Raw genomic sequence first — 14193 nt, forward strand, 5'->3', positions numbered from 1 at the left:
AGATCGTGCCGACCTGGGCGATCTCCTCGGACGAGGCGACCTTGCGGGCCCGCGCCACGATGTCCTGCACGACCGTGGCGACCGCGAGGTCGATGCCGCGCTTCAGGTCCATCGGGTTCATGCCGGCGGCGACGTATTTCACGCCCTCGCGGACGATCGAGGCGGCTAGAACGGTGGCCGTGGTGGTGCCATCACCCGCGATGTCGCTCGACTTCGAGGCCACTTCGCGCACCATCTGGGCGCCCATGTTCTCGAACTTGTCGGCGAGCTCGATCTCCTTGGCGACCGTCACACCGTCCTTGGTGATGCGCGGGGCGCCGAAGCTCTTCTCGATCACGACGTTGCGGCCCTTGGGACCGAGCGTGACCTTCACGGCGCTGGCGAGCAGCTCGACGCCGCGCAGCATCTTCTCGCGGGCATCGACGGAAAAACGAACGTCTTTGGCTGACATGGACAATCTCTTCTGTTGTCGTGCGGCCCCGAGGCGCGCCGGGGCGGGCGCCTCGAAGGGCTTGAGCAGCGTCGGAGGGGGCGGACGCCCTTAGGCGACGACGCCCATGATGTCGGATTCCTTCATGATCAGGAGATCCTGGCCGTCGATCTTGACCTCGGTGCCGGACCACTTGCCGAACAGCACGCGATCGCCGGGCTTCACCTCCAGCGGATTGATCTTGCCGGCCTCGTCCCGGGCGCCGGGCCCGACGGCGACGACCTCGCCCTCCTGGGGCTTCTCCTTGACGGTATCGGGGATGATGATCCCGCCCTTGGTCTTCTCCTCGCCCTCGATGCGGCGTAGCACCACGCGGTCGTGCAGGGGGCGAAACTTCATGTGCGGCATCCTGGTCGTCCCGCCTGGGGCCTCGCGTCGACATGACCGAGCCCGTGCGGGAAAGGCGGCGGCAGACCGAATCGTCTGCGCCGGATCGACCCTGTCTTAGCACTCAATAGACAAGAGTGCTAACGCGTCTCACGGTCGATGCGCCGCGGAGGGTGATTTTCGAGCGGTTCGTCGCGTTCGGACAGATTGATATTCGAACGCGGTCGCGCGCTTCGATCCCGGTCCGGAGCTCGGAACCGGCATCCGTCCGGGTAGGGCTGCGCAACGGGCGGCCTCAAGATCCGTATTGATACACCAGAATAACCGCGCGAAAAATCGCGCTTTACCGGCGCGCTGCACCGAATTTTTGCGCAACACATTTGACGATTGTGATTATCCCGTCGATGCGCTACAGATCATAAATCGATCTTTGGCCAGATATTCGGCCGTCTCGCCACAACAGGGCGAGCGCTCTGCATCTCTCCCAGTTTCGACGACCACGGACGGGCGCACGCTCAGGCACGCGCTCGCCCCCTTCGATCGTCCAGAGTTCGCGGCTCGCGCAGCGCAACGGCGGCAGGCCCTGGATCTTTGTTACAGCCTGGTGATCACGCCAGACCGGTCTCCGGTCTCCGCACCATGCTCTGAAGCAGTTGGAAGAGTTATGAGCATCGGCACCGTTAAGTGGTTCAACGAGACCAAGGGCTTCGGTTTCATCCAGCCTGACGATGGCGGCAAGGACGTGTTCGTGCACATCTCGGCCGTCGAGCGCGCCGGCATGCGTAACCTGATCGAGGGTCAGAAGCTCTCCTACGAGCTGGAAACCGACCGTCGCAGCGGCAAGCAATCCGCCGGCAGCCTCCAGGCCGCCTGAACCTCGCGCCTCAACCGAGGACGCGTTTCGAAGCCGTTCCCAGTGTGGAGCGGCTTCTTCTGTTTCTGATACGGGCGCTGCGGCGCGCGAGGAGTCTCCGTGGGTCAATTCAAAGAAACGCAGCTGTCTGATCGTCTCGAGGCCGGTGCCAAGGCCAAGGAAGAGCGGCTGGCCCAGTTCCGCGCGCGCCCCGCGGCGGACGATCCGGCCGTCCTCGCCCGCCAGGCCGAGCGCCAGGCCGTCGCCGAGGCCCGCGAGGTGCGGGTGAGCGAGCGGGAAGCCGCCCGCGCCGCCGCGGAGGCGGTCCGCGCCGCGGAAGCGCTCGCGGAGCAGGAGCGCGCGGCCGCCGAACTGATCCGCCAGGCCGCCGAGAAGGTCGAGCGCCAAGCCGCCCTGGCCGCCGAGCAGAAGGCGACCCGCGACGCCCGCTTCGCCGCCCGCAAGGCCAAGGTGAAGCGGTAAGCACAGTGCGGAGCGCCGCCGACGCAGCTCTCCATCACGCGCGCTCCGGCAGCCCCGCCGCAAAGAACCGGTTCGGCGGGCGCGGCAGGCCGAGATGGTCGCGCAGGGTCGTGCCGGTATAGTCGCGCCGGAACAGGCCGCGCCGCTGCAGTTCCGGCACCAGCGTGTCGACCACGTCGTCGAGCCCCTGGGGCACGAACGGGAACATGACGTTGAAGCCGTCGCAGCCGCGGCCCTCCAGCCATTCCTCCATCCGGTCCGCCACCTGCGCGGGCGTCCCCACGAAATGGAGCCCGGCATAGGCGCCGACCTTGCGGGCGAGGTCGCGCACGGTGGCGCCGGTCCGGCGGGCATAGTCCAGGATCTGCGCCTGGCTGGTCTTGCTGGCGTTGGTCTCGGGGATCTCGGGCAGGGGCGCGTCGAGATCGAAGCCGGAGGCGTCGACCCCGAGCCGCACCGACAGGTTGGCGAGCCCGCTGTCGGGATGGACCAGATCGTCGAGGCGCGCCCGCTTGGCCTGCGCCTCGGCCTCGGTCTCGCCCAGGATCACCAGGGCGCCGGGCAGGATCTTCAGATGGTCGGGATCGCGCCCCAGCGCGGGCATCCGGCCCTTCACGTCGGCATAGTAGGCCTGCGCGGCCTCCAGGGTGGGACTGGCGCCGAACACCATCTCGGCGGTCTCGGCCGCGATCTGCTTTCCGGCCTCGGAGGCGCCGGCCTGGACGATCACCGGCCAGCCCTGAACCGGCCGGGCGATATTGAGCGGTCCCTTCACCGTCAGGAATTCGCCCCGGTGGTCGAGGACGTGCATCTTGCTGGAATCGAAGAACAGGCCGCTCTCCGGATCCATCAGGAAGGCGTCGTCGGCCCAGGAATCCCACAGGCCGGTGACCACGTCGTAGAACTCGCGCGCCCGGGCGTAGCGCACCGCGTGGTCGAGATGCGCGTCGCGGCCGAAATTCAGCGCCTCGTCCGGGTTGCCCGAGGTGACGAGGTTCCAGCCGGCCCGGCCCTTCGAGATGTGCTCGAGGGAAGCGAACTTCCGGGCCACATGGTAGGGTTCGTTGTAGGTGGTCGAGGCCGTGGCGATCAGGCCGATCCGCGCCGTGAGCGCGGCGAGGGCCGGCAGCAGCGTCAGCGGGTCGAACGAGGTCACGGTGGCCGAGCGGCGTAGCGCCGCCATCGGCATGTTCATCACCGCCAGATGGTCGGCCATGAAGAAGGCGTCGAACTTCGCCGCCTCCAGCCGCCGGGCGAACTGCGCCAGGTGCTCGAAGTTGAAATTCGCGTCTGGGTAACCGCCGGGATAGCGCCACCAGGCCGTGTGGATCCCGACCGGGCGCATGAACGCGCCGAGATGCAGCTGGCGGTCTCGACTCATGGCGGCGCTCCGTGCGGACTCACGGGTGCTTGTGGATCGGGTCGACCCAGTGGACCGCCTCGGGCCGCTCCACCGGCTCGACATCCGGAATGTTGACCACCACGGCCTCGTTGTCCGAGCGCACCAGCACGCAGTGCAGGGGCTCGTCCGTGGAGGCGTTGATCTCCTGGTGGGGCACGTAGGGCGGCACGAAGATGAAGTCCCCCGGCCCGGCCTCGGCCACGTATTCGAGCCGCTCGCCCCAGCGCATCCGGGCGCGGCCGGAGACCACGTAGATCACGCTCTCCAGGGCGCCGTGATGGTGCACGCCGGTCTTGGCGTCGGGCTGGATCGCCACCGTGCCGGCCCAGATCTTCTGGGCGCCGACCCGGGCGGCGTTGACCGCCGCCTGCCGGAACATCCCCGGGGTCTGCGCGGTGTTGCTGTCGAGCTGGTCGCCCGGGATCACCCGCACGCCGTCATGCTTCCAGCGCGGCGCCCCCTCCCCTGCGGCATGGTCGTGATCGTGGCCGTGCGCGTCATCATGGGCATGCGTGTGGCCGTCGCCGGTGTCGTGCATCGTCAGGACCTCCATACGGGGGAGCGCCGCATCATTGCACCGCCGCCGAGGCTTCGGACAGGGCTTGGGAGAATCCCGTGTCGAAGATCGCCGCCGCCTGCGGGGCGCGGGCCTTCGGGATCAGGCCGGCGCGGACATAAAGGTCGATGGTGCGCTGCTCATCGGCGATCACGTCGGCGTCGATCGGCACGGTCCGGTAACCGGCGCGGCCGAACCAGCGCAGCGGCACCGCTTCCGGCAGGCCGATCAGCTTCGACCAGACCTTCGCGTAGGGTGCCGGGTCCTTGAGCGCCCACGCCCGGGCCCGGGCGAGGCGCGCGGCGAAATCGGCGAGCAGGGGCCGCTTGTCCGTCAGGGCGCTGTCGCGCGCCACCGTGAAGGTGAGCCCGGGGGTGATGCCGTTGCCGTCGCGGACCACCCGGGCCAGGCCGGCGAGTTCCGCCGTGGACGTGTAGGGCTCCCAGGTCGCCCAGGCCTCCACAGACCCGGAGGCGAGGGCGATCTTGGCATCCGCCGGGGGCAGGAAGCTGAACAGGACGCTGTCGAAGGGCAGCCCCGCCTCCGCCAGGGCGGCCAGCACCACCTGGTGGCCGATGGAGCCGCGGTTGGTGGCGACGCGCTTGCCCTTGAGATCCGCCACGCTCCGGATCGGCGAATCCGGCGCCACCAGGATCGCCAGCCCGTCCTGCCGGTTGCGGAACGCCATGAACGCCTTCACGGGTGCCCCGGCGGCGGCCGCGAAGGTGAAGGGCGCGTCGCCGACCCCGCCGGCATCGATCGCCCCGGCGTTCAGCGCTTCGAGAAGCGGCGCGGCCGCCGGGAACTCGCTCCATTCCAGCCGGTAGGGCAGGCCGTCGAGGACGCCCGCCGCCTCCATCAGGGCGCGGGCATTGCCGCGCTGGTCACCCATCCGCAGCACGTCCTCCGCCCGGGCCGGCCCGACCGCCAGGAGGGCGAGAACCCAAAACAACGCGGCGCGCATCAGGCGGCCTCGGAAGCGCAGCCGCGGGCCGCGAGCGCCGCCTTGAAGGCCGGCAGCAGGTCGCGGCCGTACTGGATCGCATCCTCCAGCGGATCGAAGCCGCGGATCAGGAAGGTGCGCACCCCGAGGTCGTGATAGTCGAGCAGCGCCTCGGCCACCTGCTCGGGCGTCCCGACCAGGGCGGTGGAATTGCCCGCCGCCCCGGTCTCGGCCGCGATGGCGGTGAACAGCCGCTTGTCGAGGCGCGAGCCCGCGGCCGCCGCCGCCAGCAGCCGGCGCGACCCCTCGTTCTGCGGCGCGGCGGCCGCACCGAGGCCCCGTGCCGCCCGGGCGGCGCGGGTCCGGGCCAGGATATCCTCCGCGCGAGCCCAGGCCCGCGCCTCGGTCTCGGCCAAGATCGGCCGGACCGACAGGCTGAAGCGCGGTTGGCGCCCGTGCGGCGCGGCGGCGTCCCGGACCCGCCCGATCAGCTCCCGGACCTGGGCCTGGGTCTCGCCCCACAAAGCGTAGGTGTCGGCGTGCCGGCCGGCCACCGCCAGGGCCGCCGGCGAGGCGCCCCCGAAATAGACCGGGATGGCATCGACCGGCTTCACCTCGGAGAAGCCCCGCGCCACCCGGTAGAACGCGCCCGCGTAATCGAACGGCGCCGCGGCGGCCCAGCTCTGGCGGACGATGTCCAGGAATTCTTGCGTGCGGGCGTAGCGCTCGTCCTTGGTGAGGTGGTCGCCGTCCTGGGCGAGCTCACGGTCGTCGCCGCCGCTGATCACGTGGATCGCGACCCGGCCGCCGGTGAGCTGGTCGAGGGTCGCGAATTGCCTGGCCGCCACGGTGGGCGCCGTGAAGCCGGTGCGGTGGGCGATCATCAGCCCGAGCCGCTCGGTGACGGTCGCGACCTGGGCAGCGAGCAGCAGGGCGTCCGGCGAGGTCGAATGGAACGCCACCAGCACCCGGTCGAACCCGCCCCATTCATGCGCTTGGGCCAGGAGCTTCAGGTAGTCCCGGTCGATCGCCGGACCTTGCGCCGGGTGGATCTCGGAGCTGTGGCGGGGGGCGACGAAGCCGATGAACTCGACGGCCTCCGGGGGCAGCAGGCTCATGAAAATCTCCGTGTCGGGGCCGGCGCGGCGATGGCCACGGCAGACCGTCGGGGCTGCCGCAAGGTTGGTGAAGGAGGCCGCGATGGTCCGCCCCGAGACGCGGAGCGTCAACGAAAGCGTCTTTCGAAAATTTAGAGGACGAAAGAATAAGTCCCGTCGCAACCCGCGGAATACGAGAAGACCGTGCTCGTCAGCTGGTGGATCGCGAATGATTTCGCGTTTCCCGCATGCACAGGCCCCCGGGCATCTCCCGACGGAAAGCAGAGCCGGGCCATCCACGAAAGACGCGGGCCCGACGACCACCCTGGCGAGGGCCGGCCGACGCACAGGCTCACCACCGTCTGCGGGGCATTGCACGCGCGGGAAACGCCACCGTCCAGAACGGGAAAACCGGCCGGACCTTTCGGGGTCCCGCCGGTTTTTGTTTCAGGCCGTCCCGTCGCGGTCCGGCTCAGTGCCGCGGCAGGCTGTGCAGCGCCTTGAGGAACACGTCCACGTCGGATTTGGTGTTGTAGAAGGCCAGCGAGGCCCGCACCGACTGGTCGATTCCGAACCGGCGCAGGGCCGGCAAGGCGCAGTGATGGCCCGAGCGCACCGCGATGCCGTGCGCGTCGAGATGGTGGGCCACCGCCTCGTTCTCCTGCCCCTCGATCACGAAGGACATCACGCTCGCCTTCTCGCGGGCCGTGCCGATCAGGCGCAGGCCCTTCACTTCGGCGAGGCCGGCCTGCGCGTAGTCCAGCAGGTCATGCTCGTAGGCGGCGATCGCCGGCAGGCCGATGCGCTCCAGATAGTCGAGCGCCGCGCCGAGGCCGACCGCGCCCGCGATGTCCGGCGTGCCCGCCTCGAACTTCTCCGGGGCGCCCTTGTAGACGGTCCGGGTGAAGGTGACGTCCTCGATCATGTGGCCGCCGCCCTGCCAGGGCGGCATCGCCGCGAGCAGGTGCGTCTTGCCGTAGAGCGCCCCCACCCCGGTCGGCCCGAACACCTTGTGGCCGGAGAAGACCAGGAAGTCGGCGTCGAGGGCCTGCACGTCCAGCGGCATGTGCGGCGAGGATTGCGCCGCATCGACCAGCACCGGCACCCCGTAGGCATGGGCCAACGCGATGATCTCCCGCACCGGGTTCACGGTGCCCAGCGCGTTCGCCACATGGGTCACCGAGACGATCTTCGTCCGGCCCGAGAGCAGGGCCGCGTATTGCTCGAAGATGATCTCGCCCCGGTCGTTGACCGGGATCACCCGCAGCGTCGCCCCGGTGGCCTGGGACAGGAGCTGCCACGGCACGATGTTGGCGTGGTGCTCGATGGTCGAGACGATGATCTCGTCGCCCGGGCCGATATTGGCCCGGCCGAAGGAATGGGCGACGAGGTTGATCGCCTCCGTGGTGCCGCGCAGGAAGACAATGTCATCCTTCGAGGGGGCGTTGAGGAAGCGGCGCACCGCCTCGCGGCCGCCCTCGAACAGGTCCGTGGAGCGCGCCGCCAGGGTGTGGGCGGCCCGGTGGATGTTCGAGTTGTGCCGCCCGTAGAATTCCGAGGTCGCGTCGATCACGGCCTGCGGCTTGTGGGTGGTGGCGGCGTTGTCGAGCCAGACCAGCGGATGACCGTTGACGCTCTGGTGCAGGGCCGGGAAGTCCCGGCGGACATGCTCCACGTCGAACGGCGCCGCCACCGGGCTCGACCCCTGGGCGGTGAGTCGCGGGGCGGGACCCGGATAGCGGGCGGGCTCGACTCGTGGGCTGGCCGGCGCCTTGCGGGCCGGGCCCGGGCCGGCATTCAGGAAGTAGTAGTCGGAGACCGGCGCCTCGGGCGCCCGGGACAGATGCCCGGTCCGCGCGAAGCTCTCCTGGGCGACATCGACGCCCTGCCGGGACGGGTCGGCCGGCACCAGCTGCGGCGCGATCGCCTGCGCGAAGGCGTTGGCGCGGGGATGATCCCCGGCCACCTGACGGTGCAGGTCGGGACCGCCCGGGAAGGCCGCCGGCGCGCTCGGGAAGCCGAAATCCGGCAGGACCGGGCGCGGGCTCGCCGGGTGGACCGGCGGGATCGCGGCGGTGTCGAAGAAGGCCGGGCTCGCGGGGGCGGGGTTCGGTACGGTCGGGCCGCTGAGGCCCGGCACACCGAGGGCGGGCCCGCCGAACGACTTGGCCGCGAGTGCGGATCCGTCCGGCTGCAGGCCGGAGGGCTGCCCCCCGGCCGGAACCGATGGGATTCCCGTGGCCGCGCTCGGGAACGGGGCGCCGCCCGGTCCCTGCGGCAGGCCTTCGAGGGCCTGCGGGACCTGGGGTCCCGCGGGCAGCGTCGGGGCGAAGGGCTGGCTCGCGGCCTGCCCCTGCTGGTAGATCTCCCGGGCGAGGCGCCCGATCAGATCGCTATGGGCGAGCTCGGCCGGGCTCGCCTCCGGTCGACCGAAGGCCAGTCCCTCAGGCATAGTCATGGTAGTTGCCGAGGAGGACGTTATCGAGGCGGGCGATCGCGTCCTCGACCAGCACGGCGGCCGAGAAGTAGCGGGTCACCAGATGCGAGGCGATCGAGTGGTCGTTGGTGCCCATGTAGCGCACCGACAGGCCCGGCTCGATCTCGCCGGTCACGCCGGACTTCTGCAGGCCGACCACGCCCTGCTCGCCCTCGCCGACCCGCAGCAGGAGGATCGCGGTGGTCTCGGCGCCGGTCACCGGATCGATGTCGATCGGCAGCTTGTCGCTCGGGATCAGCGGGACGCCGCGCCAGGTGATGAACGGCGCGCCGAACAGGTGGACGACGACCGGCGGCACGCCGCGGCGGGTGGCCTCACGGCCGAAGGCCGCGATGGCGCGCGGATGCGCCACGAAGAAGGCGGGCTTCTTCCAGACCAGGGTCAAGAGCTCGTCGAGATCGTCCGGCGTGGGCGGGCCGCCGCGGGTGGGGATGCGCTGGCGCGGGCCGACCTCGTTGAGCAGGCCGAATTGCGAGTTGTTGAGCAGCTCCCACTCCTCGCGCTCCTTCACGGCGTCGACGGTGAGGCGGATCTGCTCGCGGAGCTGGTCGATCTCGTTCGAGTAGAGGTCGGTGACGCGGGTATGGGTGTTGAGGATCGTCTGGATCGTCGAGAGGTGGTACTCGCGCGGATGCGCCTCGTAATCGACGAAGGTGGTCGGCAGGCGCGGCTCGCCGGTATGGACCGCCAGCAGTTCGATGCCCTGCTCGCCGTGCGAGCTGGTATGGCCCTTCAGCCGCTCCTGCTCCTCCCGGTACTGGGCGATCTTGGCGCGGATCTCGTCGTTCTCGAGGGCGTCCGGATCGAGGGTCAGGAGGGTGACCGCCGAGAGCGCCTTGACGGCCGGTGTGGGCCCGCCGGCACCGAGCAGGTCGCCGTCGCCGAAATAATCGCCCCGGGTCGCCAGCCCCTGGCGCAGGCGGCCCTTGTAGGGGCCCGAGAAGGTCAGCTCGACCGTGCCGTCGGCCACCACGGTCAGGGTGCGGGTCCCGGCGCCCTCCTCGTGGATGATCTTGCCGGCCTTGTGCTTGCTCTCGGTGAAGCGGTCGGCGAGCTTTGCCAGCTCGGCATCGCCCAGGCGGCTGAACAGCGGCACCGCCCGCAGCGAGGCGGGGCGGATCGCCCGGTCCCTGTTCTCGGTGACGAGGTCGACGCGGCCGGGCCGGGCCAGCACGACGGCGCGCCGGTTGACGCGGTAGACGCCGCCCGCGACGTCCACGAACGGCAGGAGCCGGAGGAGCCAGCGCGGCGTGTTGGCCGCGTTCTGGACCGAGGTGACGGTGGCTGTCGCAAGATTGCGTGCCGCCGTGGCGCTCACGCTCAGACCGGGTCCACTCATCGTTCGTCCTCTTTCATCGCAATGGCAGGCGCGCCGCAGCATCGGCCCGCGTCTCCGCGAGCCGTCCCGCAGTCGATGCGGGCCGGGCGCAAGGTAAAAGGGGTGATGTCAGGGCCGAATGGCCACTGCGCTCAGAATAAGATCCGTTGTGTCGTGCAGCCGCGCAGCCGTTGACTGGCGGGACACTGTGCTCACCGTTGCGGCGAACCAGCACAGTCAAGGTAAGCCTTGATTCCGCACCGGGTCAACGAAATGATTTTTCCTATTTATCCTGCAGCCGTGGAATACCACCCTTTAAACCGCCGACTCCATAGGACATATGTGAAGCAACCCCGCATCGCGAGAGAATTGCCTTCTCGTCCGAACGTCGATCCCGCGGGATTTGCGTCTCTCGTCTCTGAGAAAAAATTTTCTTGCTCGGATCAGATCCCGTCGCCGAAGCCGAAAGACTGATCCATGCTGCGCGCCGGCTCCTCGCCCGCGGCGAGGCGCGACACCACCCGAGCCGGCACACCCGCCACAGTGGTGTGGGGCGGCACGTCGTGCAGCACCACGGCGGCGGCGACCTTGGCCCCCTCGCCGACGCGGATATTGCCGAGCACCTTGGCCCCGACGCTCAGCAGGACCCCGCGCTCCACCTTCGGGTGCCGGTCGCCGCTCTCCTTGCCGTTGCCGCCCAGCGTCACCGACTGGAGGATCGAGACGTCGTCGGCCACCACCGTGGTCTCGCCGATCACGACGCCGGTGGCGTGGTCGATGAACACGCCGGAGCCGATCCGGGCGGCCGGGTGGATATCGCAGCCGAACACCTCCGAGATGCGGCTCTGGACATGCAGGCTGAGCGTCGCCCGGCCCTGGTGCCAGAGCCAATGGGCGACCCGGTAGGCCTCCAGCGCCGCCAGGCCCTTGTAGAACAGGAACGGGTCGAGGTAGCGCCGGCAGGTCGGGTCGCGCTCCCGGATGGCGATCAGGTCGCGCGCGGCGTTGGCCCCGGCATGGGGGTCCGCCTCGAAGGCGGACAGGCAGAGGTCGCGCATCGACAGCCGGGCGAGGTCGCCGTCGCCCAGGCGGTGGGCGAGGCGGTACGCGAAGGCCTGGGCGAGGCTGCGCTGGTCCAGGATCGTCGCCTGGACGATCCCGGCATAGAGCGGTTCCTCGACCAGGACGGCCTCGGCCTCGGCACGGAGTTCCGCCCACAGGTCGCCCTCGAGGGTGCCGCGGCCGGCGGCGCGCAGCGGCGGGATCGCGGCCGAGGCCGTCACGCCCGGAGGATCCGGATCTTGAGGGCCATCAATGCACCAGCTGGAACAGGTCGGCGAGGTAGCGTTCCAGGGTCTCGTGGCCTTCGAACTTCACGTCGACCGTGGCCGAGTGGCCCTGCTGCTGATGGATGCCCACGATCCGGCCCCGGGCATGGCGCCAGATCCCCAGGATCTCCGCGAGGTCGAGCCGCTGGAACACCACCTGATCACCCTGCGCCATCGTCGCTGAACCTTTCGCGCTGCCGTCCTTGCGAGGGCCGATCCGGCCGGCCCGATTCGGATGTCCGAAGCGGGGCCGGCGCGGCGCCGGACGGTCCCGGGAATGCCCTTCCGCCCGCCCCGCATCGGGGGAGAAGGTTTCGTTCGCAGATTGCCCCGGGACCAGCATGATATTCGCTAAGCCACTGAACTTGCTTGATAACCTATCGTTCAACGGCATTTGGCAAGGCTTGTTCCGGGACAGCCCGGCCGCTAACCCCAGGTCCGGGGATCGCCGGGGCGGTCCCCGATTCGGAAGGCGAGACCGCCATGAGCCCCTATCTTCCCCCCCTCGCGGGCGGCCTGCTGATCGGCCTGTCCGCCGCGATGCTCCTGCTGCTGAACGGCCGGATCGCCGGGATCAGCGGCCTGGTCGCCGGCCTCGGTCGGCCGGGACGCGCGCGCCGGCTCGCCGACGCCGCCTTTCTGCTCGGCCTGATCCTCGGGCCGCCGGCCTTCGCGCTGCTGGCCGGACACTGGCCGGAGATGCGGATCGATGCAGGCCTGCCGGTCCTGGCGCTCGCGGGCCTGCTGGTCGGTTTCGGCACCCGGCTCGGATCCGGCTGCACCTCCGGGCACGGGGTGTGCGGGCTGGCCCGGCTGTCGCCGCGCTCGATCGCGGCGGTGCTGGTCTTCCTCGCCACCGGCATGCTGACCGTGGCCGCCATGCGGGGGCTGCCGTGAGCGCCGCCCTGCGCATCCTCGCGGCCCTGGCCGCGGGCCTCACCTTCGGGCTCGGCCTGGCGCTCTCGGGCATGCTCGACCCGGCCCGGGTGCGCGGCTTCCTCGACGTGGCGGGTGCCTGGGATCCCAGCCTGGTCTTCGTCCTCGGGGGGGCCGTGACGGTGTCGGGGCTCGGCTACCGCCTGAGCCGGCGCCTCTCCGGCCCGGTCCTGGATGCCCGGTTCGACCTGCCGGCCCGGCGCCGGATCGATGCCCCGCTGATCGTCGGCGCCGCCCTGTTCGGGATCGGCTGGGGCCTCTCGGGCTTCTGCCCCGGCCCCGCCGTGGCGGCCCTGTCCACGGGGGCGGTTCCGGTCCTCGTCTTCGTCGCCGCGATGCTCATCGGCATGGCGCTGCACGGCCTGCTGCCGACCGCATCGGCGGAAACTCCGCGCGGCGTCGCGCCCCCGGCCTGAACCGGGGCCGTCCGGACCGAGCGCGCCGCGATCGCGGCAGATCCCTCAGAGGCTCTCGATCCAGGTCTGCAGGATCGACAGGGGCTCCGGGCCACGATTCGGGCCGAAGCGCTGCACGGCGTCGCTCGGCACGAAGCCGAACCGGCGCTTGAAGGCGCGCCGGAAGGTGCGCTCGTCCGTGAAGCCGACCGCGTAGGCGATCCGCGCGACGCGCGCGGGCTGCGCCTCGTCTCGGATGAGCATCCGCATTGCGTGCATCAGGCGCCGGTCGCGGATGTAGGTGACGATGCCGTTGGGCGCGAACACCCGGTAGAGGGTCGAGCGCGACAGGCCGAGGCGCGCGGCGATCAGGGCCGGCGAGAGTTTCGGGTTGCCGAGCTCCGCCTCGATGAACCGGCGGACCCGGATCCGCACATCCTGGTGCTGGACGGGGCTCCCCGTCTCCCGGCCGCGCAGCCAGGTCGCGCAGAGCTGGATGATCGCGGATGCCGACGCCAGGGCCTCGCGCTGATCCAGGCGGTCGCCGCAGGCCACGACATTGGCGACGAAGCTGTGGACCAGGCGCCCGAACGGATCGCCGTCATGGTCCAGGGGGCGGCCGTGCAGGGCGTCCGGATGACAACCCTGCTTCTCCAGCAGGGCACGGGGGATCACCACGTTCGTGGCATCGACGGCGTCCGCGACGATGCGCACGGGCTGCGCCAGGTCGAACACGATGCACTGGACCTCGCTGACCGGCTCGGCGGCGCGGTCCGTCTCGACCACGCTGCGGCCGCGCCGGTAGAATTGCAGCAGGATGTGATCGAGCCCCTGCTGCCGGATCATCTCCGGAGACCGCTCGAGGATATGCGCCGGCGCGATCACGTCGCCGACCAGCAGCTCGCCGAGGTGATAGCTGCGCATCGCGATCGGGACGCTGAGGTCGGTCTCCGGCCCGAAGCTCACCGAAAAGACCGGCGCCAGATGTGCCTGCCAGGCCCGGCCGAGGGCGTCCGGATCCGCGGGCGGCTCGAAGCGCAGGCACGCGATGCGGGCGGCGGGAGCCTCGGGCGCCGCATCACCCGGGCGGGATGCCCCAGCGCCGGCATCGGGCGCGATCGATGCGGCCGGGGCCTGCCGGTGCTCGGCCGGGGCGGCGATGGCGGCGGCGCGGTGATGTCTCATAGTATCAGGCCTGCAATGATCCCGATTCGCGTCGATCTGCACCGGTCTTTCGACTGGTGTGATCGCGACGAATCGAATGAACACGCCGATTGGCTTCGCATCGCATCGCCACATCTCGGCGGGACCTTTCGGATGGTCTCTCGCCCCGGTCGGTCCGGATCAAGAGCGCGCATCACAGGGCCCCGCGGCATGCAGTATGTCTCAAAAGGGGTGAAGGAAGTGCCAAATCGCGCGCGCGCCGCATCCTGTGGCCGGGACGTCATAGCCTGTAAAACGTCCGTCCGCTTAAGGCCGGAGCCTTGCCTTTGCCGGGACCGATCGGACGTTCTTCATGTCAGACCAACATGACCCCATGCGCCATACGGGTGAACGCCGCGGCTCCG

Annotated in this window: 15 protein-coding genes; 4 read left to right on the forward strand and 11 right to left on the reverse strand. The window is 70.2% G+C overall.

All coding sequences use genetic code 11. From position 1 onward, the window contains the following. Positions 1–451: TCP-1/cpn60 chaperonin family protein (locus WYO_RS18745; RefSeq protein ID WP_007565400.1), on the reverse strand; the 451-nt coding region annotated here is incomplete at its 3' end. Between the two features lie 90 nt (positions 452–541). Next, complete coding sequence (gene groES / locus WYO_RS18750) at positions 542–829, reverse strand: co-chaperone GroES (RefSeq protein ID WP_007565402.1); 288 nt, start codon at positions 827–829, stop codon at positions 542–544. A gap of 652 nt (positions 830–1481) precedes the next feature. Here groES and WYO_RS18755 point away from each other — a divergent pair. Together WYO_RS18755 and WYO_RS18760 are read left to right on the forward strand one after the other, a co-directional pair. After that, the gene (locus WYO_RS18755; protein WP_007565404.1) at positions 1482–1691 is read left to right on the forward strand and encodes a cold-shock protein; all 210 of its coding nucleotides are present in this window, start codon (positions 1482–1484) and stop codon (positions 1689–1691) included. A gap of 99 nt (positions 1692–1790) precedes the next feature. Then, positions 1791–2153 carry a DUF6481 family protein gene (locus tag WYO_RS18760; protein ID WP_007565406.1) on the forward strand — a complete coding sequence of 121 codons (363 nt, stop codon included), beginning with the start codon at positions 1791–1793 and terminating at the stop codon, positions 2151–2153. Positions 2154–2187: 34 nt separating this feature from the next. On the opposite strand, the gene WYO_RS18765 is transcribed toward WYO_RS18760, so the two are convergent. From WYO_RS18765 to WYO_RS18800, 8 genes are all read right to left on the reverse strand, one after another. Further along, positions 2188–3534: an LLM class flavin-dependent oxidoreductase gene (locus tag WYO_RS18765; protein WP_007565408.1), complete on the reverse strand. Its 1347-nt coding sequence runs from the start codon at positions 3532–3534 to the stop codon at positions 2188–2190. A 19-nt stretch (positions 3535–3553) separates the two neighbouring features. Continuing rightward, positions 3554–4093 carry a cupin domain-containing protein gene (locus tag WYO_RS18770; RefSeq protein ID WP_007565409.1) on the reverse strand — a complete coding sequence of 180 codons (540 nt, stop codon included), beginning with the start codon at positions 4091–4093 and terminating at the stop codon, positions 3554–3556. 31 nt (positions 4094–4124) lie between these two features. Beyond that, positions 4125–5075 carry an ABC transporter substrate-binding protein gene (locus WYO_RS18775; protein WP_007565410.1) on the reverse strand — a complete coding sequence of 317 codons (951 nt, stop codon included), beginning with the start codon at positions 5073–5075 and terminating at the stop codon, positions 4125–4127. Beyond that, on the reverse strand, positions 5075–6172 hold the full coding sequence (locus tag WYO_RS18780) for an LLM class flavin-dependent oxidoreductase (protein WP_007565411.1): 1098 nt from the start codon (positions 6170–6172) through the stop codon (positions 5075–5077). The genes WYO_RS18775 and WYO_RS18780 overlap by 1 nt, the downstream gene beginning before the upstream one ends. Positions 6173–6623: 451 nt before the next feature. Further along, a complete protein-coding gene (locus tag WYO_RS18785) occupies positions 6624–8609 on the reverse strand; it encodes a family 2A encapsulin nanocompartment cargo protein cysteine desulfurase (RefSeq protein WP_007565412.1) in 1986 nt (661 codons plus the stop codon). Further along, entirely contained in the window at positions 8596–9987 is a 1392-nt protein-coding gene (locus tag WYO_RS18790) for a family 2B encapsulin nanocompartment shell protein (protein ID WP_007565413.1), read from the reverse strand. Before WYO_RS18790 ends, WYO_RS18785 begins: the two co-directional genes overlap by 14 nt. Before the next feature lie 422 nt (positions 9988–10409). Continuing rightward, positions 10410–11249 carry a serine O-acetyltransferase gene (gene cysE / locus WYO_RS18795; protein WP_007565414.1) on the reverse strand — a complete coding sequence of 280 codons (840 nt, stop codon included), beginning with the start codon at positions 11247–11249 and terminating at the stop codon, positions 10410–10412. A 28-nt stretch (positions 11250–11277) separates the two neighbouring features. Next, a complete protein-coding gene (locus tag WYO_RS18800) occupies positions 11278–11469 on the reverse strand; it encodes a hypothetical protein (RefSeq protein WP_007565415.1) in 192 nt (63 codons plus the stop codon). 308 nt (positions 11470–11777) lie between these two features. Between WYO_RS18800 and WYO_RS18805 the strand changes: the two genes are divergently transcribed. Both WYO_RS18805 and WYO_RS18810 read left to right on the forward strand, forming a co-directional pair. Beyond that, the gene (locus WYO_RS18805; protein WP_007565416.1) at positions 11778–12191 is read left to right on the forward strand and encodes a YeeE/YedE family protein; all 414 of its coding nucleotides are present in this window, start codon (positions 11778–11780) and stop codon (positions 12189–12191) included. After that, positions 12188–12646, forward strand: coding sequence for a YeeE/YedE family protein (locus WYO_RS18810; RefSeq protein WP_007565417.1), 459 nt, complete (start codon positions 12188–12190; stop codon positions 12644–12646). The genes WYO_RS18805 and WYO_RS18810 overlap by 4 nt, the downstream gene beginning before the upstream one ends. A gap of 45 nt (positions 12647–12691) precedes the next feature. Here WYO_RS18810 and WYO_RS18815 read toward each other — a convergent pair whose 3' ends face one another. Continuing rightward, on the reverse strand, positions 12692–13810 hold the full coding sequence (locus WYO_RS18815; RefSeq protein ID WP_007565418.1) for a helix-turn-helix domain-containing protein: 1119 nt from the start codon (positions 13808–13810) through the stop codon (positions 12692–12694). Positions 13811–14193: the final 383 nt, after the last annotated feature.

The organism is Methylobacterium sp. GXF4 (genome assembly GCF_000272495.1).
GTDB lineage: Bacteria > Pseudomonadota > Alphaproteobacteria > Rhizobiales > Beijerinckiaceae > Methylobacterium > Methylobacterium brachiatum.